The following is a 20,712-nucleotide window of genomic DNA, read 5'->3' on the forward strand; positions in this document are numbered from 1 at the left end:
TTGTACTGTGGTTGGGACCGCTCTGATCGCGCGAGCTTTGCCAACCCCAATCCTGGAAGTCGGTTTCGGTGATCCCCACCCGGATGCAGTCCAGCGCACCCGTCGAGATTTGGCGGTCGGTGCGCGGTTTGCCCGATTTCTGGCGGCTGTTGCAGGTGCGCGTGGCGAGCCAGTTCGGCGACGGCTTGTTTCAGGCGGCGCTGGCCGGGGCGCTGCTGTTCAACCCGGACCGGGCCGCGGATCCGCTTTCCATCGCGCGCGCCTTCACGGTTCTGTTTCTGCCGTATTCGCTGCTGGGCCCGTTCGCCGGCGCGCTGATGGACCGTTGGGACCGGCGGCTGGTGCTGGTCGGCGCCAACATCGGCCGGCTGATCCTGATCGCCGCGATCGGCACCATCCTGGCGGTGCGCGCCGGTGACCTGCCGCTGTTGCTGGGTGCGCTGTTCGCCAACGGTTTGGCCCGGTTCGTCGGGTCGGGCCTGTCGGCGTCGTTGCCGCATGTGGTGCCGCGCGAGCAGGTGGTGACCATGAATTCGGTCGCCACCGCGTCCGGGGCCATCGCGGCCTTCTTCGGCGCGAACTTCATGCTGGTGCCCCGCTTCATCTTCGGCGCCAGCGACAAGGGCGCGTCGGCGATCGTGTTCATCACCGCGGTTCCGGTGTCGATCGCGCTGCTGCTGTCGTGGCGGTTCGGTGCCCGGGTGCTGGGCCCCGACGACACCTGGCGGGCGATCCACGGGCCGGTCATTTATGCGGTGACCACCGGTTGGCTGCACGGTGCGCGCACGGTGGCACAGCGCCCTACGGTCGCCGCCACCCTGTCCGGCCTGGCCGCCCACCGGATGGTCGTCGGCATCAACTCGCTGCTGGTGTTGTTGCTGGTCCATCACATGCCAAACCTCAAGGGCGGGGGATTCGGCACGGCCTTACTGTTCTTCGGCGCCGCGGGGCTGGGCGCCTTTCTGGCCAACGTCCTGACGCCGCCGGCGATACGCCGGTGGGGGCGCTACGCGACGGCCAACGGCGCGTTGGCGGCGTCGGCGATCATCGAGGTCGCCGGCGCCGAGCTATTGGTTCCGGTGATGGTCGCGTGCGGCTTCTTGCTCGGCGTCACCGGGCAGATGGTCAAGCTCTGCGCCGACACCGCGATCCAGATAGACGTCGACGACGCCCTTCGCGGGCACGTGTTCGCCGTGCAGGACGCGCTGTTCTGGGTCGCGTTCATCGTTTCGATCACGGTGGCCGGCATCTTGATTCCCGATGACGGGCACGCGCCCGCGTTCGCGCTGTTCGGCTCGGTGCTGTACCTGGTCGGGCTGGCCGTGCACGGCGTCATCGGGCGCCGCGGCGAGCAAGCGAACGATCGCTAAGGTACAGACGTGCTTTGTCCGACGGCCGTACCCGACAGTCTGCGGCTCCGATGACCGGCCCCGCGCCCATGGTCGACGACCTGCGTGCCGAAAGCGACGCGCTCGACGAGCTGGTGGCGCCGTTGCCGCCCGAACGCTGGGCCGATCCGACTCCAGCGCCCGGCTGGACCATCGCGCATCAGGTCGGCCACCTGCTGTGGACCGATCGAGTCGCGCTGATCGCGGTCACCGACGAGCCCGGCTTCACGGAGGTGTTGGCGGGCGCGGCCGCGGATCCGACGGGCTTCGTCGACAAAGGCGCCGAAGAACTGGCGGCCCTGACGCCCGCCGAACTGCTCGCCGACTGGCGGGTCACCCGGGGACGGCTGCACGAGGCGCTGCTCACGGTCGAAGCGGGCCGCAAACTTCCGTGGTTCGGCCCACCGATGAGTGCGGCATCGATGGCCACTGCGCGGCTGATGGAGACCTGGGCGCACGGCCTCGATGTCGCCGACGCGCTGAGCGTGACGAGGCCGGCGACTGAACGCCTGCGGTCGATCGCTCACCTGGGGGTCCGCACCCGCGATTTCGCCTTCGCCGTCAACAACTTGGCGCCGCCGCCCGAGCCGTTCCTGGTCGAGCTGCGCGGACCCGGCGGCGACACCTGGTCGTGGGGGCCGCCCGATGCCGAGCAGAGTGTCCGCGGGTCCGCTGAGGATTTCTGCTACCTGGTCACCCAACGACGCCCGCTGAGCGCGCTCGACATCACCGCCGAGGGCGACGACGCTCAGCGCTGGTTGCGAATAGCTCAGGCTTTCGCGGGTCCTCCCGGCGCCGGGCGATGAGCGCGTGAAACGCGCGAAGAGAGCCGGCGCCCATCAACCCAAGCGCCGGGCGATGAGCGCGTGAACTGGCCGATGAGCGCGTGAAACGCGTCAGTGCAGGGGACCGCCGTAACTCGCCTGGTTCTCCGCCTCGGCTTCCTCGCGCAGCGCGGTGATCGCGAGGTTCAGGCGTTCGGCCAGCTCTCCGTGGCCGTACCCGGTCATCACCCCGGGATGCAGAGTCAGCTCGAGCAGCCGGCCGTCGGAATTCGCGACCGCATAGACGTCGCCCAGGTCGACGCTGTAGGTGACGGCTTCGGCCTGCGCCACAAGGGCTTCCCACTTGTCGGCCGCCTCGCTCAGTTCCCGAAGAACCGATTCGACGAGATCCTTCTCGCTGAGATTCGCGCGACTGCCCGAACCCGCCACCCTGACAGTATCGTCGAGCCCTCCGACCAGCGTCAATTCAGACGCGGACAGCTGTGCAGCAGACCTGCCGGGCGGTCACGCGGCGAGCTTTTGGTACCACGCGAGGTGGTAATTCGCCGACACCGAGTCGCCGCTGGCAATGCCCTCGGTGGCGGCCATCAGGAGGCACTTGAGCAGAAGCGCGGGATTGACGTTCGGATACTGAACGAGGAGCTGGTAGCGGGCGGTATCGAGATGGACCCGCAGCACGTCGACCTCCTGGTCGACGACGACGGTTCCCGCGGCAGCGGCTTCCGCCAACCGGGGCACGATCTTGGGCAGGTCGTCACGCCCGCGCGTAGTCGCACTCAGCACGCTCGCCAGATCATCGATGACGGGCAGTGCCCGCGGCTCCCCCGACGATCGGGTGGCGGCGAAATCGACCGAGCGGCGCAATGAATCACCGGGAGTGTATGTGACGACGCGGACCGTTTCGCCGATCAGCGCGGCGACCCTGCCGCTGCGGCGCTCGGGTTCCAGCAGCCGAACTCCGGCGGGAAGGCTGATGCCTGAGGGTATCCATCCGTGAGCGAGATCGGTGACCAACACCGTCGTGCCGTCGGCGCGATCTCCGATCGCCCAATTCAGGCGTGGCTCCTGCCGCACCACGAATTCGAGCAGCCGGTTCAGCCGCTGGTCGTCGAATCCCTTTGGTGGTGAAGGCTTTTCGATGTGTGGCCGGGCCGCGCCGAAGGCGGCCGTCTCGGGCTCGACCTCGGCCGGGGTGGCATCGGCGGTTGCCGGGGTGGCATCGGCGGTTGCCGGGATGGCATCGGCGGCGGCCTCCCGCGGCGCCTCGGGCTCCGCGCTGGCGGTGACCGGCTCGTCGACGATCGCGTGGTGGCGGCCGGAGTCGGCCGGCTCGGGTGCCCGTTCGGGTGCACGCTGCACCGGCGCCCCGGGCGCCGGCTCCGCCTGCGTGATCACCGGAATGACCTGCGTCTGTTCGAGGTGGGATGCGTCGGTGGTCCCGACGGGCTCGTCGTCGGAAGTGGCCGGCTCGCTGGCCCCCTCCGGTTCGTCGCGAACGGCGGGCGGCTCGACCACCGCGTGATGGCGGCCGGAGTCGGCCTCGTCCGAAGGCGGCTCGGGTGCAGACCCCGGTGGCGCTGGCAGAACCGGCTCGGACCTGATCACCGGGATGACTTGTGTGTCGTCGAGGTGGGACGCGTCGGCGGGTTCCCGCCGAGCCGCCTGCGGCGATGCACTTTCGGCGACCGGGTCGGGCGCGGACTGGCGACGACGACGCCTTGGTGGTGTCGGATCTAGTCGACCCGGCGCGGGCGCTTCGGGGACGGCCCTGACCTCACGGATTGTGGGCAGCACCTGCGTCTTGTCCAGGTCCGCGCGGGGCGGCTCCGGCCGCGGTGGGGGAGGAGCGGGGGGTCGGGCTCCGCTCTTCACGGCATGCAGGTAGCGGGTCGTCGATTCGACTCGGCGCACGGCGCGAGCCCGGGCCTCCTCGATGACCCGCGCCTCGGCCGCCTGGCGCGACGGGTCGGTCATGCCCGCCCGCTTGAGTAACTTCAGTTCGTCGTTGGCGGCGTGCGCAATTCGTTGCAGGTCGGCCTTGAGATGTTCAGCGAGAGTTGCCGTTTCGGCCGTCACCGTCGACAACTCGGCAGGCCACAGCCCGCCTGTCACCCAAGGGGTGCAGTCGATAGGAGAGCTGAAAGCCGGCGTCGCCAGTGATTCCCGGGTAGCTCTCCGGAGGCGCTGGCGCGCCGACATCCGACCGAAGACCGCCACCGGCTAAGCGTACCGGGACCCAGCCGACGACTTGTGCGGTCAGTGAATTGTGCGTTCGCAGGGCCCTGGGTAGCGTGAGGACATGGCTGATTCTGCACTGCAGCAGCAACTCGACGAGGTCCGCACCTTGCTGGCTCGCGCACGAGAGTTGTTCGGCCCCAACCCGGTAGAGCCGCCGACCGGTATCGCGCCCGATCCCAGCGTCGCCAAGCCGTGGCTCCGCTAGGCCGGCGGCGCGCATGACGGCCCGCTAGATCGCGCCGTTGCGGCGACGCAGTTTGTGCGCCAGCAACTTTTCGATGGCCGCGTCGAGGTCGCGCGGGGTCGGAACCTCCGCGGAGGGCGTATGCCCGGCGGCGACGATCTCGTCGCGAATTTCCAGCAACGCTTTGAGGCATGAGACGTCGGCGGTCAGCAGAATGCCCTGCGCCAGCGTCTCGGCATCGGTTTCCATCGCCTCTTCGCTCAGCGCGACGCTGTGCATGTAGCCGCCGCGGCAGGAGCGGACGAGGATGTGTCCACTCGGGTGAACAGTGTCGAAAGCGGGATTCGCGTCGGTCATCGACCGCGGTCGACGATGTCGCCGAACTTCCCGGCCGCCTCCTGCTCGTGCTGTTCCCACATCGCCGCCGAATCGGTCAGCTTGTCAGCCAAATCGGCGTGGTCGGCAGCTTGCTGCTCGTAGCACTGGCGTCGAAGTTCCAGCAGCTCACGGCCCGCGTCACGCAGCTCGCTGAAGATCGGCCCGAGCGAATCGAGGCTCTCTTGGATCGCGGGGTGCGACGACGGGACGGTACGCAGGTACTCCGAGGTGTCCTGGTGGTGCGCGGCAGCCTGACGTAGGTGCGCAGGCACTACATGAATCGAATCTGCCATCCGCTGTCTCCTGTTGACGACCGCCGGCACTGCCGACGAGTTCATTTTTGTCAGGTGGTCGACGAGGTCGCCGGCCGGGTAGGTGTCGGTGGGTCAGGCTTGGCCGGCGTCGCTGGTGCCGCGGTCGCCGCCGGCGGATGCTCCCAGCCTAGGAAGCTCGGCCCGCTCACGGTGGCGATGCGTTGAATTTGGCCGTCGAGAAGCGCCTTGCCGGGGCTGAGGGCCAGCGCGTGACGATCGGTGAACATCCCGATATCGCCCGGCGTCACCTGCAGGGAATCGATGGGGCTCGGGACCGCGGTTCCCGGCGGGGGGATGATCATTCCCTGCTGTTGGAAGGCCTCCGCTATCGGGGTGCCGGCGACGGCGGCCTTGATCGCGGCGGCCAACTGCGGGCTCGCAGCGGTGACCGTTTCACCGTCCGGCAGGGTCACCGGTGTGGGGCCGGCCGTCGGCTCATCCGACGAGCCCGGCTGATCGTCGGTCCCGTCGCCGGCCTCGTTCGAGGCGTCCTGCGCGCCCGGATCCTGGTCTTGGGCGTCGGGCAGTTCGTCGTCGGCCGGTTCTTCCAGAGCCGGGTCGGTCCCGTCGGCACCGCGTAAGCCGGAAAGGCCGCCGGCCCCGTCCCAACCGGCCATGGATCCGGGCACCGAGCCCAGCCCCGGCAGGGACCCGCCACCAAAGGTGGGCATGGCCGGTGCGAACGGCTGTTGCGACGCGGGCGGGATCGCGGCGCCGGCGGTTGGATCCAGGCCGGGAACATCGCCGGGCAGCAGACCATCATCGTCGCCGAATAAGGAGTCCAGCAGCGGATCCCACTCGGCGTCGGGATCGTCGGGCGCTCCCGCCGCCGGCGCATCGCCAACGGCCACCGCCGCCCGCGGTTGTTCGCCGGCAGGCTTCGGGTCGCCCTTGGAGGCGTCGTACAGCGACGTCCAGGCGGCCATCAGCGCTGACTTCGACGTGTCGTCCAGGCTGGCGTTCAGGACGACCTCGCGGATATCGCGGAGCTTGCCGATGAGGAACCGCTGGAAGTCGCGCGCTCCCGCCGGTGTGTCCAGGTCTGACCTGGTCCGTACGGCTGCTTCGGTCTCTTGTTGCAGCCTGGTGAGCGCGTCTCTGCCGTCCACCGCCCGCAGGTGCGCGTTCAGGATGGCCGAGACCACCTGCATGTCCAGTTGGGAGCTGGCCGAGTTCTGTTGTGCCAGAGCGGCTTCGGCGTGTGCGATGGCATCGGCCGCCTCGCCCGATTCGCGATCCGGCGTGGTTTCGGCGGGCGGCCTGCCCACGGGCGGCTCGGGGGTTGCTCCCGCGCCGAAGACGCCTGGGTGCTGTTGGCGGATCTTGCGCAAGATCGCCTCAACCTGGTCGGGCCGGGTGGTCGGGGTGATCACGGCGGTCACTTCAGCAGGCGCCAAGCCCGTCTGCCATGCGTTCGGATCGCCGGTGCGGTCTCGCACGTATTTGACCGCGGCGAGCAGGTCGTCATACGCGGACATCAGCCGGGCGGGCGGCGGCGCAGCCCGCTCGAACGCTGCTGCCGGTAAACACGCGACCCCTCCATGTCGGGCGACGGTACTCACGGGCATGGTCGGTGACAATTCAGTGCGCTGGGCGGTGTGGACTAGTTCCGGTTAGCCGCTTTCGGCGGCGTACTGGTCCCGAAGACTCTGCAGCACAGCCTTTTTGGCCTGCCCGAATTCGCGCGCCTCGGCCACGACCGACGCGATCTCGCGTTGCTTGGCCAGCAGGAACTTCTGAAACTCACGCGCCCCCATGGGCGTATCGAGGGCGAGGTCCGCCTGGTGCACGGTCGCGTGGTCGATCTGTTCGGCGATGGAGTCCAGCCGCCTGACGCTCTCGCGCGCCGCATCGTGAGCGCTGGAAAGCACCTCGTTCAGCAAACGGTCGGCTTCGGACGCGGCGCCATGCTGACTCGCCAGTGCCGAGCGCCGCGCCTCGACGGCCTCTAACGAAGGTCCGGGTTGTTCCGGCATCGGCTCACCCTTCTCGTCGTGCCCGCGTCACCGGGCGCTCGTGTTCTGTCATATCGGTCGGCGGATCGCAACGTTGTTGCCCAGTCGGCTGATTCGCACCGAGGCACCCGAATAGGGCGCCTCCACAACGAGGTTGTTCCCGATGGCCAGCTGCACGTGACCGGCGTGCGGAAACACCAGATCCCCGGGCCGCACTTGCGTGCGGGCCACCGGGATACCGTCGTTGATCTGTTGATAGGTGGTGCGATCCAGGTGAATACCGGCCTGGGCGTAGCTCCACTGGACCAGGCCCGAACAGTCGAACTGGTCGGGTCCGGTCGCGCCCCACACGTACGGTCGGCCCAGTCGGGACAATGCCGCACGCACCGCCACCGCCGCTCGGTCGGCCGGCACGCCCCGCAGCCCCGAGATGCCCAGCCGCCGCAGCCGATAGCGCAAGGCGAGCAGTTCCGCATGGCGCCGTCGCGCGCGCAGGCGGGCCGACACGACGTGGGCCCGCTGCGCCCGTAGCCGAGTCGCGCGCCGCCGCAGCGCCTCTCGCTGGGCCAGCGGCGTCGACGGCGTCGTGGCGGCATCGGCGAGGGCCGCGTCCAGGACCGTCCTGGTCAGCTCGCGCGCCTGCGCCCGGTCGCGGTGCGCGCCGGCGATGATGTCGCCGGCCGCGGCGTCGGTGCCGGCTGCCGCCGTGAGGCGTTGCCGGCTGTGGTCGACCGCGAGTTGGTAACCGCCGTGCGCCATCGTGTTGCCCAACCGGGCGGCGCGCTGCAACACGTTGCGGTAATGCCCGGTCGCCGTATCCAGGGATGACGGCTGGGTACGGCCGGCGAACAGTTGATGGGCCCGGCTCAGCGCCTCGACGTCGGTGTCATTCACGATGTCCCCCGTCGTCGTCCTGGCTCGCACCTTCTGGTTGCGACTCGACGGCGTCGGTGAAGGCACGCACGCGGGGGAGGGCGCCCGGCGGGATCGCCCCCCGGTTGCGGATGTCCCACATCTCGTCGACATCAACGCCGACGAGTGCGGCGATGACGGTCTCCGGCAATGACGACTGCGTGCACGCCCGGTCGAAGCGGGCGCCCAGGCTGTTCGGCATCCGCTTCAACAGCGCTGCGCGGGTCGCCTCCAAGGCCCGCAAATGCTCCATCAACCGGCCGGTCGAGTCGGCCCCGGCACCCACCGCCACCCGCCAGGAGCTGGCGGCCAGCATCTCGGCCTTCACGCATTGCGCGATCACAGACAGAATATACGTCTCATATTCGTTTGATGTTGTCGCAGGCAGTCGATCGATGACGGATTTGAGGGCGTCGAGCTGTGCCTCGGCATAGCCTTCCAGCACTTCCGTGTCGCTGTGGCGGTCGACCACGACCGGCCCGCTGCGCCGCGCGGGCACCGGGGCGGGCGGCTGGGCGGCCATCAAACGCGCCAGCTCGGCCTCCGGATCGGCGGCCACCAGGAGCCGCGAATAGGTGCCCGGTGGCAGGCCAAGGCCGTTCTCGATCTTTTGAACTGTGCTTTTGTGCGGCTTGCGGGCGCCGCGCTCCAAAAAGCTCAGTCCCATGATGCTGACCCCGGTCGCGGCGGCGAGATCGGCTAGTGACCAATCGCGCGATTCACGCAACGCGCGGATAGCCGCACCAGCGGATTCACGGGTCACCGCACGCTCCGGCCATGGGCCGGATATTACACAGAGGCGGTGGTGGTTATCGGTTTATACGTTTCTGTCACGTTTCTCTTGCGCCGCGCTGCACCATGTGTATACGCTTCTGTCTACGTTTCACGCTCGACAAGGAGACCGACATGGGACACCCCTGCGCAGCCAACCCGGAACTTTGGTTCGGCTACCCCGACGACGACGGTGGTGACGGCGCCGCGAAGGCGCGCGCGTACGAGCGGTCGGCCACCGAGGCGCGAATCCAGTGCCTGCGCCGCTGCCCGCTGGCGCAGCAGCGTCGGTGCGCCGCACACGCCATCGCGCACCGCGAGGAGTACGGCGTGTGGGCGGGCGTGAAGCTACCGGGCGGCCAGTACCGCAAGCGGGAACAGCTCGCGCACGCCCACGAGGTCCTGCGACGCATCGCCTCCGGCGAGATCAGTGCCCGACAGCTGCCCGAGAACGCGGCGCTGCTGGCACGCCACGAACACGAGGCCGTCGCGGTGCCCGCGGTCGTGCTGCACCTGCCGTTGGCGCAAATCAAACCCCGTTCGGCCGCCTGACAATTCGGCGACACCCGGGGCAGCAGTTTGCTGAGCCGGTCAATGGGGTAGTCGGGGTCGGCAGAACCAGTCTGTCGACCCAGAGGCGCACCCATGACGTTCGACCTGACCCCGACGGCAGCACAGCACGACCTTGCCAGGCGCACACACGAGTTCGCCGAAGAATGCATCCGTCCGGTAGCGCTTGAGTATGACCAGCGCCAGGAGTTCCCGTGGCCGGTGCTCGAGGAGGCGGCTCGGCGCGGCTTTTACAGCCCGCTGTTTTACCGCGATCTGATCGGTGATCCGACCGGCATCTCCCTACCGATGTTCATGGAGGAGCTGTTTTGGGGTTGTGCCGGGATCGGTTTGGCGATTGTCATGCCGGCGCTGGCACTGTCGGCGATCGGGCAAGCCGCGTCTCCCGAGCAGATGCTGGAGTGGGCGCCCGAATGTTTCGGCACCCCAGGCGATCTCAAGCTCGCGGCACTGGCGATCTCGGAGCCCGAGGGCGGCAGCGATGTGCGCAACCTGCGTACCCACGCGCGTCGCGACGGTGACGACTGGATCATCGACGGCCATAAGATGTGGATCGGCAATGGCGGCATCGCCAACGTGCACGTGGTCAACGCCGTGGTCGACGAGGAGCTCGGCCACCGCGGTCAGGCCTTGTTCGTCGTGCCCGGTGGCACACCGGGCCTGAAGCTGGTGCGAAAGCTGGACAAGCTGGGTTGCCGGGCCTCCCATACCGCCGAGTTGCTCTTCGAAGGTGTGCGCGTTCCCGGAGCGAATCTGCTTGGCGGACAAGAGAAGCTAGAACACAAGCTTGCCAAGGCCAGGGAGGTGGTGGCTGGCGGCAAGCGGTCCGGTTCGGCGACGCTGGGCACCTTCGAGCAGACCCGGCCCATGGTCGCCGCCCAGGCCATCGGCATCGCGCGTGCGGCACTCGAATACGCCACCACGTACGCCACCGAGCGCGAGGCCTTCGGCGGGCCGATCATCGACAACCAGGGCATCGCCTTCCCGCTGGCGGAGCTGGCCACCCAGATCGACGCCGCGCGGCTGCTGACCTGGCGTGCGTCGTGGATGGCGGCCAACAACGTTCCCTTCGAGCGGGGAGAAGGTTCGATGTCGAAGATGGCCGCCAGCGAAGTCGCGGTGAAGGCCACCGAACGTGCCATCCAGACCATGGGCGGCTGGGGCTACATCACCGACCATCCCGTCGAGAAGTGGTATCGGGATGCCAAGCTGTACACCATCTTTGAAGGCACCAGCGAGATCCAGCGGATGGTCATCTCCAACGCGCTGGGCGCCGCCGTCGGGACCCCGCCGCTGCATGTGGTCCTCGAGCCGTCCGGGGGAGCGCTGAACCGGGTCTTCGGGCGCGGCACCCCGTTGCGGTCCCGGGCCGCCGATAGCGCGCTGTCGATGAAGGATCGGGTGCCCGAGCCTGTCATGCGGCTCGCCATGAAGGTGCTGCGGCCCCCGCGCAAGTAGGGACGCCGGGTACGGTCGCGGATGACGGCGCTGCGTGCGGGCCCCGCGACGGAGGATGGACGATGAGCAACCTGGAGGTCGCCCCGGCCGAACTCTCCTGTGCCGCTGCACAACACTCGGACACTCCCACGATGGTGGAAGTGCTGCATCCGCGCGAAGTGCCGTTGGGCGGCCCGAGGGCGATTCGGGTGCAACGCACGCTTCCGCAACGGCAGCGCTCACTCGTCGGCGCGTGGTGTTTCGTCGACCATTACGGGCCGGTGGCCGCGCGGATGGATGTGCCGCCGCACCCGCACACGGGACTACAAACCGTCAGCTGGTTGTTCAGTGGGGAAGTGGAGCACCGCGACAGCGCCGGCGTACTCGCGGCCGTTCGGCCCGGCGAGCTGAACCTGATGACCGCCGGGGCCGGCATTTGTCATTCGGAAGTGTCGGTGGATTCCGGCGCCCCCTTGCACGGTGTCCAGCTCTGGGTCGCGCTGCCCGCCTCCGACCGCGACACCGGGCGAGACTTCGCCCATTACACACCGCCGCCCGTGGCATTGCCGGGCGCGCGGGCGCGCGTCTTTCTCGGTGAGCTGGCCGGAAGCCGTTCGCCGGTACCAACATTCACACCGCTATTGGGCGCCCAGATCGAACTCGACCCCGGGACCACGCTGGACGTTGACGTCGACCCGACCTTCGAGCACGGGGTGCTCTGTGACTTAGGGACCGTGCGCGTGGACGGGACGGCCCTGACGATCGCCGACCTGGCGTATCGAAGCCCCGGGCCGGCGCAGCTGCACATGCACAACGCGGGGGAGGGGCCGGCACGAGTGCTGCTGCTCGGCGGCGCGCCCTTCACCGAAGAGCTGGTGATGTGGTGGAACTTCGTCGGGCGAAGCCACCAGGACATCGCCGAGTACCGCAGATTGTGGGAGGACGCCGACGATCGATTCGGCGCCGTCCAGGGCTACCGGGGAAACCCCGCCCGGCTACCCGCGCCACCGCTGCCGACCGTTCGGCTGCGGCCACGGCCAGTACCGCAAAGGAAGGGATACACAGATGACAACCGATAAGACCGGCGCCGAAGCCACGGTGCGCCTTGAGGACGGGAAGTACACGATCGCCGTCGAGGGTAAGACGGTCGGGCTGGCCGATTTCGCCGACCGTGGCGATCAGCGCGTCTTCTACCACACCGAAATCGACCCGGCGTACGGCGGACGTGGGCTGGCGACCATCCTGGTCGAGGAGGCGCTCAACGAGGCGCGCGACGAGGGTAAGCGCATTGTTCCGGTGTGCTCGATGATCGGCACGGTGCTCAAGAAGCATCCCGAATTCGATGACATCACCGATCCCGTCACTCCGGAGATCTCCCGGTGGGTGCGCTCGTAGGGGGTGAACCTCGACGAGCCCGTGATCACAGTCGCTCTAGCTGGCAGCTGCGGTGACCATCTGCTCGATCTCGACCACGGATTTATTCAAGAGGTGGCTGAAGATCGTGGCGTTTACTGCAGACAAAATCGCGCAATTCTCATGCGAACAGATCTTGTATTTGGTATCGACTTTCGATACGTCAACATTTGCGGCAAATCCCTGCTTGGCGAGATCAGCGCCCAACGGTCCGGATGCTAGGTCGGAGCGCACGGTCGTAGCCCAATCCCAGATGAGATACCTCTCTAGCAAGTCGAAGTTCGACAGCTTGGCGTCGCCGCTGCGCCGCTGTCCACGGTCGTTAACGGTATCCACAATCCACCAATTCGCATCTTCACGAAGATGGACCGAGTAGTCATCGGTTTTAAAGCAAATCACGCAGTCTTCACAGTCGGTGGTGATGTCTACATTTCCGCCGCCCAGTCCGGGCGCCCACCGGCGCCAATTAGCTGACAAGCGAGAAAAATCGGCCATTAGTTAATCCTTCTCAAGTAACCCCACCTGACGAGCTCCGACACATCACCGGTTTCTCCATTTTCATTGATGATGCGGAACTGCTGGCCGCCCCCAGGCTGATGAAACCACGGAGCTACCTCCGACTGCTCGATGTGCCAGCCCGGCGGGAGGCGAGACGGGTCGTTCACAACGTATTGGAAATAGGGTTTGGCTGCACTATCTGGTGGTAGCGCAAGTTCAGCAAATGGGGTTCCTTCGGGCGCTAAATAGCCCCCACCGGGATAGCCGAACCTGCCGACTACCGTCCCGGCCGGAAGTTCAGCGTCTGGAATGACAGTTCCCGGCACCGCATAAGGCTTGGTCGGCAGCATGTCGTCGGGATATCGCAGGCGGCCGTCAGGGTGGGTGAATTCCGGGCCAGGCTCAACCGGATGATATCCGTCGAACAAGGGGTGGTCGGGGGCAAGTGGTGGCGGCGGCGGGTGATCCGGCGGCAGCGGCGGTGGGCTGTCGGGCAATACAGGTGCGTGAGGCCCAGCTGGCGCATGTTCGACCGGTGCGTCAGCGGCCGGCGGAGCGTGCTCGACCGGAGGCGGCTCAAGAGGATGCGTGCCGGGGACGGGGTCACCTCCGACCCCAGGTGCACCGTGCGGGGGGAGATCCGCCTCGGCCAGGGCGCCACGCAATTCTGGCCCGGTCATGCCACTGGCCGTCAGACTTTCGGACGTCAGGCCCTCAAACGCTTCTCGACCGAATAGCGCCTTCGCGCCTTGTAAAAGCGCCTCCCCGCCGGCCTTCAGCCCCGGCCCCCCGACCGCCAGGGTGATGGCGGTCCATAGCGGTTCGGGGGTGGCTTCCACTTGCCCGGGATCCGGTGTGCGCATCCCGGTCAACTTGCCGCCGTTGAAGCTGTAATAGGTGCCGGTGGCCTGGTCGAAGAACTCGCCCGATCCGTTCTTGAGCTGGCCGATTACCTGTACGGGCTGTCCCTTGTCGTTGTAAGTGAACATGAAATGCCCGTCGGGGGTGATGCTCACCGACGCGGGATCGATGCCGGTGTAGTCGGGTATCTTGCGCAGGTCGTCGAGAGCCTTCGCAAGATCGTCCTTGAGCTTGGGCAGCCTGGCATTGGCGGCCTCGGCCTCGGGCGACCCTGGGCCGTGGGTGTACGCGTCGGCCGCGGCCTTATTGAGAGCGTCCCGCGCAGCCCGTACCTTGGCCAGCTGGTCCGCCACCGCCTGTTTGGTGACTTGGCGGATCTCCGCCAGCGCGGCTTGTTGGGCGGGAGACGGCGGGGCGACACCGTCAGCGTCGGCGCCGTGGAGGGGCGCGCCGTCATACCCTTCGGCGTGAAGGCTATCCAGCGACTTCTTAAGGCCGTCGGAGTAGCCGTTGCGAATTGACTGCAGTGCGGCGAGCGCCGCCTTGGTGTCCCGGACGGCGTCGTCTTCACACGTGTTGATGAACGCATGCACTGCGTCCTTGTCGGCGGCGGTGAGGCTTTTGTCGTTGTTCAACAGGTTGACGGCCTGCACAACCGAGTCCGAGATGCTCTTCAACTGCGCGTCCAGAGCAGCGATCCGCGCCGCGCCGGCCTTCTGTGCGTCGGCCAACGCCGCGGCGATGTTCTCTAGGTCCGCTCCGATCTTGGGTAGCTGCAACGACTGCGCTCCAAGAGATTTCACCACCCGCTGGACTTCTTCGGAGTCGTTGATCGGATGACCGCCGTCCTGGTGGTTCCAGGCGGCTTCGAAGCGGCTGCGGGCTTGCTGGAAGGCGTTGTCAGACTCCGCGGTGCATCGGCCCGCGCGATGAAAGGCAGCGGCTAGATTCGAGATGTGCAACGGGCTGCCCGCCTGCAGGCTTGCATTAATCGCCCAGGGGTCGCCGCCAGCCTCGGCGACAAGCGCCTTCTCATCTATATAGGGAAGTCCCATGACACCGTCGATGACTCGCTTGCTTTAGGCAGCTCATCGCGGACAGAATCTCCACCCCGTACTGAGCTGTGAATAAGCGTACTAATGCGGACACCGAGGTCAATTCACTACGCGCCGCCGGGGCGCGATACCAGGGAATGTGCCGATAAGCGTTCCGTCCGTACGTTCTTTTCGTGACGGTGGAAGCCGAGATCTAATGAGCCGTTGTCCGCTCCAGCGCGTACAGCGCCATGCGCCGGTTCGGCATGTCGTGTTCACCGAGGAATTCGCAACCCAGAAACTCGCAGAGCCGACGCACCGTCGTGTTGCGATGGTCCGGGTCGAACATAATCCGTTGGCACGCAGGGTCATTGACGATGATGCTGGCGATCACCCTGCGAAGTATCAGAGGGCCCAGGCCGCGGTTCACCATCTCCTCGTCCGCGATCGCCCCGTGCAGCCCCAGATCATGTGGCTGGCTGGGGTAACACCGGGCGATGGAGTCCTTGGCGGCCCGGTAGATCTCCAGGTATGCGCGATCCACACCCTTGATGCTGAGGATGAGCGGCCGCGAGTATGCGCCCTCGACCTGGGCGCGCAGATGGGTACGCCAACGGGCCACCGGCCAGTCGTACTCCCAGGTGGTGGCCAGATGCGGCCGGTTCATCCACTCCGCCACCATTTCCGCGTCCGGACCGTCGGGGTCGGCAACGCGAATCGTGTTGGGCCACGCCAATTCCGGTATCGGCGGGGGAGGAGCCTTGCGGACCGCCTCGCTGATGTCCGTGAGCTCCCGCGGGAGCACAGCCCCTGGGAGGCCGGTCGTCATGAAACCGCCGGCCTCAGGTGGCAAGCTGCCGGCCCACCTCGAGTCGCCGGAGCTTGCCCGAGGAGGTACGCGGCAGCGAGCCTGGCGGCATCAAAACGACGTCGGCCGGGGTCACACCGCACACCGAGATGACCCGCTTGATAACGGCGCTGCGGGTCACATCATGGTCTGAACCCAGGAACTCCGCAGCGATGAGCAACCGGGACTGGGCGGCCCCGGACTCGGACCCGACCGCCACCACCGCGCCTTGCCGCACGCCCTCGACTTGTCCGGCGACCTGTTCGATTTCGGTGGGAAAGATATTGCGGCCGGCGATGGTGATGACCTCCTTGGAACGACCACAGATCGTCAGCTCGCCGTCCACCAGATAGCCGATGTCTCCCGTGCGAAACCACTGCGTGTCGAGACCCGCGGCGGAGCCGGCGTCGCCGAAATAGCCGTCCATCATGGAGGTTCCACGGATCTCGACTTCTCCGATCCGATCGTCCGGCGTGTTCTCGGCTGGGCGTATCCGTAGCTCCATGCCAGGGATCGGCCGGCCCAGCAGGGCATATTTCTGGCGGGTCCCGGACTCGGTGCGCTCGTCGATGCGCAATCCCGTTGCGGGTTCGGGCATCGTGACGGCGCAGGTCGACTCGGCCATCCCGTAGGCCGGGGTGGCCGCCGACGCCCGGAAACCGAAGGGCGCCATGGCCGTTGCGAACTGGTCGAATCCCGCGCAGTCGACGGGTTCTCCGCCGTTGATCGCAATCCGAAGCGGTCCCAGGTCGACGTCCGACACCCGGCCCGAGAAGCGGCCGAGCGTGGCATACCCGAAGTTCGGTCCGGCGGTGAACGTCGCCGCGCTGGCCGAAAGCCATTCCGCCCAGCGCAGCGGTGCGGCGGAGAACGCGCCCGTCGGCGCCTGCCATAACGGCATCCCCCTCAGCGCGCAGCTGAGGAGGAAGGCCAAGCCCATGTCGTGATAGATCGGCAGCCACGAACAGCCGCGATCCGACGAGCCGTCGAGCTGGAGCCGGTCGGCGATGCCGCGCATGTTGTTCAACACGGCGGCAGGCGATAAGACGGCCGTGCGCGGATCGCCGGTCGAGCCGGCCGTCCCCTGCAGGATCGCGTGATTCGAATCCGCCTGTCCGTGAGGGCTGTTCGATGTTCGGGCGCGGGCGGCCTCGCGGAGGTCGCAGACGGTCAAGGCGGACTCGGCATCGCCGAGAAGGCGCAACGTGGACCCGTGGCTGAGGACCATGCTGACCCCGACTCCGCTGAACCGAGTCATCGTGCTGTGCGCCCAGTCAGCCGGGTCGGCGCCACGTCGGGGGCGCGGGAGGATCGATACCGCCGCGCCCGCCAGCCACGCGCCCTGAATGGCGGCGACCAGCTCGACGGTCGGCTCGCCGACCAGCCCCACGGCCCCGACGTGATCCTGCTGCAGCAGCCGCGTAGCAATGCGTTCGGCCATCCCGTGGACTTCGGGCCACGGGTACGCCGTCCATTGGTCGGCCTCTTTGTCCAGGACCACCAAGTCGTGCGGTGACCGGGTCATCGCCTCACGCATCGCGGCGGCAAGGACGTTCATGCGCGGGGTCCCGCGCCGGTCAAATCGTTTGTGACCGTGACGGATTCGCGATTCAGGGGGCGGTCATCATGGCGGATACTGACCAACTGATCTTCGAGGGTGCGGGGCACAGGGGGATTGGAGAAGGTCATATGCGGGGACCATACCGCGCTGATTTAGGTAAGGCTACCCTCACCACAAAGTGTGGGTTGTGTCACCGTCGTCGCCGGCGCCCGCCAGAATGAGCTGCGACCCCGTCGCGACGCTTCCTATTACTCACGGCGACAACGCTTTTACGCCCGGTCGCGTAGCTCCTGCCGGGGTGGCTATTTTGCCCGAATGCCCCGGAGCCGGTCTGAAATGATGGTCTTGTGGCAGACCCCTGCGCCCACTGTGGATTCACCTACGACCTGCGGTGCGCCGTAACCGCCGCCGACGACACGCGCGGCCGCGCGGCCGAAGTTGTTGCGCTTCTGTGTAATAACGGCGTCGACGTGCGGCGGCGTCCGTGGCCGGACGTATGGTCTCCGCTGGAGTACGCGTGTCATCTGCGAGATGTGCTGCTCGTGCAGCGCGAACGGGTGCTTGCAGCCCGGCGCGTCAACGGCGCCGACTGCGCGCCCATGGGTCGCGAGGAGCGCGCGGAGCACGAGGGGTACAACGAGCAGGACCCCACCGCGGTCGCCCGCCAACTCACCGACGCCGCAGCACTATTCGGCAATGTGCTGACGCGGCTCTCCGCCGCGGACTGGGATCGCACGGTCGTCTATCACTATCCCGAGACCAGTGAGCGGTCGTTGCGCTGGGTCGCCGTGCACACCGTGCACGAACTGCAGCACCACCTCCTCGACATCCGGCGCCAATTCTGAGCCCCGGCGGGCAGGAAACCCGCTGGGCCGCCGAATCGCCCGGTTCTACGGTGCAGTAAGGACGCGTTGCGGCGGTACTGGGCCGAGGCGGACCGGTCACGATCTAGCGGCTTTATCAACCGTTTCGTTCGGGGATGTCGGGCAACAGCTCGACATCTGCATAGAGTCCCCAACCCCGGAGTTCTGCCGCGGTTTCACGCACGCAGCGCTTGGCCCAGCGTGGGTTGAGTCGGTTCAGCAGCTCAAACTGCTTTGCCCACAGCAATCTGCGGGAGTCCTGCTGAGGGGCGCTGTGCCGGGCGGCGAAGAATCCGCCGACATCGAAGGCGGCATCTTTGGCGAACCAATAGAGCGCCTCGTCGATGTCACCGACACGGTCGAATTTTTGCCTACCGCGCTCCCAGTAGTCGTAGTGATACCGGCCGTCGTCATCGACGTAGATGTTGCGGTCGTCGTTCTTCAACTCGATGCCGACCTCGATTGCTGGAGCGTTCAGCATCGCTGCGAGGCGATTGACCTCGGCCTGCAATCGGGCAATCCTGCCATCGCCCATGGCGCCCGACTTTACGTCGCGCCAGCACATCCACCCCCACGCACGAAAAAAGTCACGACCTCTTGCGAGGCCGTGACTTTTCGTCGAACCGCTCTGTGGGCGAAGGGGGACTTGAACCCCCACGTCCCGAAGGACACTGGCACCTGAAGCCAGCGCGTCTGCCATTCCGCCACTCGCCCGGAAAAACAACCGATGGACCATATCACTCTAATGGCCCGATCCCCGAACCGCCGCAGCGGGCCCGCACAACGTCCCGCGCGCGCACCCGTTCGCCGGGAATGCGCTGAGCTGGGCCGATGCAGTTCTCACGATTTCGAAAGTGCCGCGGCGGCACGATGTCCCGATACCATGCGGGAGTGATCCAGCACCGGGGTGATTCGTTTGCCGTCCACCGGCAATACCTCATGGCAAGTGCACGCGAACGGTAGGACATGAGTAGCCAACGGGGGCTGGTTGCGCGGATCGAGCGCAAACTCGAGGCGACGGTAGACAATGCCTTCGCCCGGGTATTCGGTGGATCGATCGTTCCGCAAGAGGTCGAAGCCCTGTTATGCCGCGAAGCGCGCGATGGGGTGCAGAAGCTCCACGGAAATCGCCTTTTGGCCCCCAACGAATACATCATTACCCTCGGTATGCACGACTTCGAGAAGGTGAGCGCCGATCCGGATCTCACGTCGAGCGCTTTCGCGAGGTACTTGGCTGACTACATCCACGAACAGGGGTGGCAAACGTATGGTGAGGTGGTCGTCCGGTTCGAGCAGTCGACGAACCTGCACACCGGCCAGTACCGCGCCCGTGGTGCTGTCAACCCTGATGTTCAGCCCCGCCCGACGGTCGACGACCCCGTCCGGCCACAATCAAATAACGCGTTCGGCGAAGAACGAGGAGTAGCAGCAATGACTGACAATTCTGGCTACCGCGGGGCTCAGGGGCCGGGGCGGCCCGGCGACGAGTACTACGACGACCGCTACGGGCGTCCCCAGGACGAGGCGCGCGGTGGCCCGGACCAGCAGGGCGCACCCGACCAGCGGGGTGGATACCCGCCCGAGCAGGGGGGCGGCTATCCACCCCAGCAGGGCTACCCGCCGCCCCGGCATCCCGAGCAGGGCGGCTACCCGGACCAGGGCGGCTACCCCGATCAGGGGCATGGTGGCTACCCGCCTCAGCAGGGTTACCCAGACCAGCGCGGCTACCCCGACCACCAGGGTCAGGGCGGCTATCCCCCTCAGCAGGGTTACCCAGACCAGCGCGGCTACGCCGAACAGGGACAGGGCGGTTACCCGCAGTCCTATGAGCAGCGTCCGCCCGCCCCCGGCGGCTACGGCGGCCAAGGCTACGACCAGGGGTATCGGCAGGGCGGCGGCTACGGCCCGCCCGGCGGTCCGCAGGGCGGCGGTCAGCAGGGCTACGGCGGATACGGCGATTACGGTCGGGGTCCGGCCCGCCAGGACGAGGGCGGCTACGCCCCGCCGGAGCAGCGCCCGGCCTACCCCGAGCAGGGCGGTGGCTACGACCAGGGCTACCAGCAGGGCGGCGGATACGGCCGCCAGGACTACGGCTCGAGCGAGTACACCCAGTACTCCGAACCCGTGCAGGGCGGCACGTACGGCGGTCAGGGCGGCGGCTACCCCGAGGCGGCCAGCCCCGAGTACGAGTACGGCCAACAGGCGGAGTACGGCCAGCCGGCGGAATACGGCCAGCAGGCCGACTATGGGCAGCAGGCCGACTACGGCCAGCCCGCCGACTACGGCCAAGCCGCGGGCGGTTACGGCGGCTACGGCCAGGGCGGCTACGGCGCCGGCGGGACCACGATCACCCTGCAGCTCGACGACGGCAGCGGTCGCACCTATCAGCTTCGCGAGGGCTCCAACATCGTGGGCCGCGGCCAGGACGCTCAGTTCCGGTTGCCCGACACCGGCGTGTCACGCCGTCACCTCGAGATCCGCTGGGACGGACAGGTCGCGCTGCTCTCGGATCTGAATTCGACCAACGGCACCACGGTGAACAACGCACCGATCCAGGAGTGGCAGCTCGCCGACGGCGACGTGATCCGCTTGGGCCATTCGGAGATCATCGTCCGGATCCACTAAGCCACTGGGCTTAACGCTGCCGTGCTTCGCCCCGTGTCGACCGCCGTCCAAGTATCGTGACGTAGCCGATGTGCTCGG

The 20,712-nt window shown here is 67.3% G+C and carries 21 protein-coding genes, 1 tRNA gene and 1 pseudogene; 9 read left to right on the top strand and 14 right to left on the bottom strand.

Features of this window, described 5'->3' with window-relative positions; translation table 11 throughout:
* The first annotated feature begins 37 nt into the window (after positions 1 to 37).
* Together A5659_RS22510 and A5659_RS22515 are read left to right on the top strand one after the other, a co-directional pair.
* Positions 38 to 1,370 (top strand): annotated as a pseudogene (locus A5659_RS22510) (MFS transporter).
* 50 nt (positions 1,371 to 1,420) lie between these two features.
* A complete protein-coding gene (locus tag A5659_RS22515; protein ID WP_067184377.1) occupies positions 1,421 to 2,194 on the top strand; it encodes a TIGR03084 family metal-binding protein in 774 nt (257 codons plus the stop codon).
* 90 nt (positions 2,195 to 2,284) lie between these two features.
* Here A5659_RS22515 and A5659_RS22520 read toward each other — a convergent pair whose 3' ends face one another.
* Positions 2,285 to 2,602: a DUF2710 family protein gene (locus A5659_RS22520; protein ID WP_066861731.1), complete on the bottom strand. Its 318-nt coding sequence runs from the start codon at positions 2,600 to 2,602 to the stop codon at positions 2,285 to 2,287.
* Positions 2,603 to 2,677: 75 nt separating this feature from the next.
* The gene (locus A5659_RS22525; RefSeq protein ID WP_067184380.1) at positions 2,678 to 4,390 is read right to left on the bottom strand and encodes a DUF5632 domain-containing protein; all 1,713 of its coding nucleotides are present in this window, start codon (positions 4,388 to 4,390) and stop codon (positions 2,678 to 2,680) included.
* An 82-nt stretch (positions 4,391 to 4,472) separates the two neighbouring features.
* Here A5659_RS22525 and A5659_RS28280 point away from each other — a divergent pair, with 82 nt between their 5' ends.
* Positions 4,473 to 4,616: a hypothetical protein gene (locus A5659_RS28280; RefSeq protein ID WP_170880091.1), complete on the top strand. Its 144-nt coding sequence runs from the start codon at positions 4,473 to 4,475 to the stop codon at positions 4,614 to 4,616.
* 24 nt (positions 4,617 to 4,640) lie between these two features.
* Here the strand turns inward: A5659_RS28280 and A5659_RS22530 are convergent, their stop codons facing one another.
* The 6 genes from A5659_RS22530 to A5659_RS22555 all read right to left on the bottom strand — a co-directional run bounded on the left by A5659_RS22530 (position 4,641) and on the right by A5659_RS22555 (position 8,917).
* Positions 4,641 to 4,952 (bottom strand): DUF2694 family protein, encoded by a 312-nt coding sequence (locus A5659_RS22530; RefSeq protein WP_066861738.1) that lies wholly within the window; start codon positions 4,950 to 4,952, stop codon positions 4,641 to 4,643.
* Entirely contained in the window at positions 4,949 to 5,266 is a 318-nt protein-coding gene (locus A5659_RS22535) for an ESX-1 secretion-associated protein (RefSeq protein WP_066861971.1), read from the bottom strand. Before A5659_RS22535 ends, A5659_RS22530 begins: the two co-directional genes overlap by 4 nt.
* Positions 5,267 to 5,316: 50 nt before the next feature.
* Positions 5,317 to 6,765 (bottom strand): DUF4226 domain-containing protein, encoded by a 1,449-nt coding sequence (locus tag A5659_RS22540; RefSeq protein ID WP_067184385.1) that lies wholly within the window; start codon positions 6,763 to 6,765, stop codon positions 5,317 to 5,319.
* Positions 6,766 to 6,900: 135 nt separating this feature from the next.
* On the bottom strand, positions 6,901 to 7,263 hold the full coding sequence (locus A5659_RS22545) for a DUF4226 domain-containing protein (protein ID WP_066878880.1): 363 nt from the start codon (positions 7,261 to 7,263) through the stop codon (positions 6,901 to 6,903).
* 48 nt (positions 7,264 to 7,311) lie between these two features.
* The gene (locus A5659_RS22550; RefSeq protein ID WP_067184389.1) at positions 7,312 to 8,136 is read right to left on the bottom strand and encodes a C40 family peptidase; all 825 of its coding nucleotides are present in this window, start codon (positions 8,134 to 8,136) and stop codon (positions 7,312 to 7,314) included.
* Positions 8,129 to 8,917, bottom strand: a complete 789-nt coding sequence (locus tag A5659_RS22555; RefSeq protein ID WP_066861754.1) for a helix-turn-helix domain-containing protein — start codon at positions 8,915 to 8,917, stop codon at positions 8,129 to 8,131. Before A5659_RS22555 ends, A5659_RS22550 begins: the two co-directional genes overlap by 8 nt.
* Positions 8,918 to 9,060: 143 nt before the next feature.
* Between A5659_RS22555 and A5659_RS22560 the strand changes: the two genes are divergently transcribed.
* The 4 genes from A5659_RS22560 to A5659_RS22575 all read left to right on the top strand — a co-directional run bounded on the left by A5659_RS22560 (position 9,061) and on the right by A5659_RS22575 (position 12,327).
* Positions 9,061 to 9,477: a WhiB family transcriptional regulator gene (locus A5659_RS22560; RefSeq protein WP_067023793.1), complete on the top strand. Its 417-nt coding sequence runs from the start codon at positions 9,061 to 9,063 to the stop codon at positions 9,475 to 9,477.
* Positions 9,478 to 9,570: 93 nt separating this feature from the next.
* The gene (locus tag A5659_RS22565; protein WP_066861762.1) at positions 9,571 to 10,953 is read left to right on the top strand and encodes an acyl-CoA dehydrogenase family protein; all 1,383 of its coding nucleotides are present in this window, start codon (positions 9,571 to 9,573) and stop codon (positions 10,951 to 10,953) included.
* A 62-nt stretch (positions 10,954 to 11,015) separates the two neighbouring features.
* Positions 11,016 to 12,011 carry a pirin family protein gene (locus A5659_RS22570; RefSeq protein ID WP_067184392.1) on the top strand — a complete coding sequence of 332 codons (996 nt, stop codon included), beginning with the start codon at positions 11,016 to 11,018 and terminating at the stop codon, positions 12,009 to 12,011.
* Entirely contained in the window at positions 11,998 to 12,327 is a 330-nt protein-coding gene (locus A5659_RS22575) for a GNAT family N-acetyltransferase (RefSeq protein WP_067184395.1), read from the top strand. The genes A5659_RS22570 and A5659_RS22575 overlap by 14 nt, the downstream gene beginning before the upstream one ends.
* 36 nt (positions 12,328 to 12,363) lie before the next feature.
* Here A5659_RS22575 and A5659_RS28710 read toward each other — a convergent pair whose 3' ends face one another.
* From A5659_RS28710 to mbtM, 4 genes are all read right to left on the bottom strand, one after another.
* Positions 12,364 to 12,840, bottom strand: a complete 477-nt coding sequence (locus A5659_RS28710) for a hypothetical protein (protein ID WP_231997980.1) — start codon at positions 12,838 to 12,840, stop codon at positions 12,364 to 12,366.
* Positions 12,840 to 14,759 (bottom strand): glycohydrolase toxin TNT-related protein, encoded by a 1,920-nt coding sequence (locus A5659_RS22585; protein ID WP_067184398.1) that lies wholly within the window; start codon positions 14,757 to 14,759, stop codon positions 12,840 to 12,842. Before A5659_RS22585 ends, A5659_RS28710 begins: the two co-directional genes overlap by 1 nt.
* A gap of 193 nt (positions 14,760 to 14,952) precedes the next feature.
* The gene (locus A5659_RS22590) at positions 14,953 to 15,543 is read right to left on the bottom strand and encodes a GNAT family N-acetyltransferase (protein WP_067139977.1); all 591 of its coding nucleotides are present in this window, start codon (positions 15,541 to 15,543) and stop codon (positions 14,953 to 14,955) included.
* Positions 15,544 to 15,580: 37 nt separating this feature from the next.
* Positions 15,581 to 17,143, bottom strand: coding sequence for a long-chain-fatty acid--ACP ligase MbtM (gene mbtM, locus A5659_RS22595; protein ID WP_067139980.1), 1,563 nt, complete (start codon positions 17,141 to 17,143; stop codon positions 15,581 to 15,583).
* A gap of 389 nt (positions 17,144 to 17,532) precedes the next feature.
* Here mbtM and A5659_RS22600 point away from each other — a divergent pair, with 389 nt between their 5' ends.
* Positions 17,533 to 17,991, top strand: coding sequence for a DinB family protein (locus tag A5659_RS22600; protein ID WP_067184431.1), 459 nt, complete (start codon positions 17,533 to 17,535; stop codon positions 17,989 to 17,991).
* A 115-nt stretch (positions 17,992 to 18,106) separates the two neighbouring features.
* Here A5659_RS22600 and A5659_RS22605 read toward each other — a convergent pair whose 3' ends face one another.
* Together A5659_RS22605 and A5659_RS22610 are read right to left on the bottom strand one after the other, a co-directional pair.
* Positions 18,107 to 18,544 (bottom strand): Imm63 family immunity protein, encoded by a 438-nt coding sequence (locus A5659_RS22605; RefSeq protein WP_067184401.1) that lies wholly within the window; start codon positions 18,542 to 18,544, stop codon positions 18,107 to 18,109.
* A gap of 96 nt (positions 18,545 to 18,640) precedes the next feature.
* Positions 18,641 to 18,723: transfer RNA gene (locus tag A5659_RS22610), tRNA-Leu, on the bottom strand.
* A gap of 252 nt (positions 18,724 to 18,975) precedes the next feature.
* Here A5659_RS22610 and A5659_RS22615 point away from each other — a divergent pair.
* Positions 18,976 to 20,634 carry a DUF3662 and FHA domain-containing protein gene (locus tag A5659_RS22615; protein WP_066878896.1) on the top strand — a complete coding sequence of 553 codons (1,659 nt, stop codon included), beginning with the start codon at positions 18,976 to 18,978 and terminating at the stop codon, positions 20,632 to 20,634.
* Positions 20,635 to 20,712: the final 78 nt, after the last annotated feature.

Origin of the sequence: Mycobacterium sp. 1165196.3 (assembly GCF_001673415.1) — a bacterium.
Lineage (GTDB): Bacteria > Actinomycetota > Actinomycetes > Mycobacteriales > Mycobacteriaceae > Mycobacterium > Mycobacterium europaeum_A.

What these genes read in the sequence shown, in the direction of transcription:
- A5659_RS22515 (WP_067184377.1), top strand. Translation starts at nt 1,421, where the DNA reads ATGACCGGCCCCGCGCCCATGGTCGACGACCTGCGTGCCGAAAGCGAC.
- A5659_RS28280 (WP_170880091.1), top strand. Translation starts at nt 4,473, where the DNA reads ATGGCTGATTCTGCACTGCAGCAGCAACTCGACGAGGTCCGCACCTTG.
- A5659_RS22530 (WP_066861738.1), bottom strand. Translation starts at nt 4,952, where the DNA reads ATGACCGACGCGAATCCCGCTTTCGACACTGTTCACCCGAGTGGACAC.
- A5659_RS22535 (WP_066861971.1), bottom strand. Translation starts at nt 5,266, where the DNA reads ATGGCAGATTCGATTCATGTAGTGCCTGCGCACCTACGTCAGGCTGCC.
- A5659_RS22540 (WP_067184385.1), bottom strand. Translation starts at nt 6,765, where the DNA reads ATGTCCGCGTATGACGACCTGCTCGCCGCGGTCAAATACGTGCGAGAC.
- A5659_RS22545 (WP_066878880.1), bottom strand. Translation starts at nt 7,263, where the DNA reads ATGCCGGAACAACCCGGACCTTCGTTAGAGGCCGTCGAGGCGCGGCGC.
- A5659_RS22560 (WP_067023793.1), top strand. Translation starts at nt 9,061, where the DNA reads ATGGGACACCCCTGCGCAGCCAACCCGGAACTTTGGTTCGGCTACCCC.
- A5659_RS22565 (WP_066861762.1), top strand. Translation starts at nt 9,571, where the DNA reads ATGACGTTCGACCTGACCCCGACGGCAGCACAGCACGACCTTGCCAGG.
- A5659_RS22570 (WP_067184392.1), top strand. Translation starts at nt 11,016, where the DNA reads ATGAGCAACCTGGAGGTCGCCCCGGCCGAACTCTCCTGTGCCGCTGCA.
- A5659_RS22575 (WP_067184395.1), top strand. Translation starts at nt 11,998, where the DNA reads ATGACAACCGATAAGACCGGCGCCGAAGCCACGGTGCGCCTTGAGGAC.
- A5659_RS28710 (WP_231997980.1), bottom strand. Translation starts at nt 12,840, where the DNA reads ATGGCCGATTTTTCTCGCTTGTCAGCTAATTGGCGCCGGTGGGCGCCC.
- A5659_RS22585 (WP_067184398.1), bottom strand. Translation starts at nt 14,759, where the DNA reads ATGGGACTTCCCTATATAGATGAGAAGGCGCTTGTCGCCGAGGCTGGC.
- mbtM (WP_067139980.1), bottom strand. Translation starts at nt 17,143, where the DNA reads ATGAACGTCCTTGCCGCCGCGATGCGTGAGGCGATGACCCGGTCACCG.
- A5659_RS22605 (WP_067184401.1), bottom strand. Translation starts at nt 18,544, where the DNA reads ATGGGCGATGGCAGGATTGCCCGATTGCAGGCCGAGGTCAATCGCCTC.
- A5659_RS22615 (WP_066878896.1), top strand. Translation starts at nt 18,976, where the DNA reads ATGAGTAGCCAACGGGGGCTGGTTGCGCGGATCGAGCGCAAACTCGAG.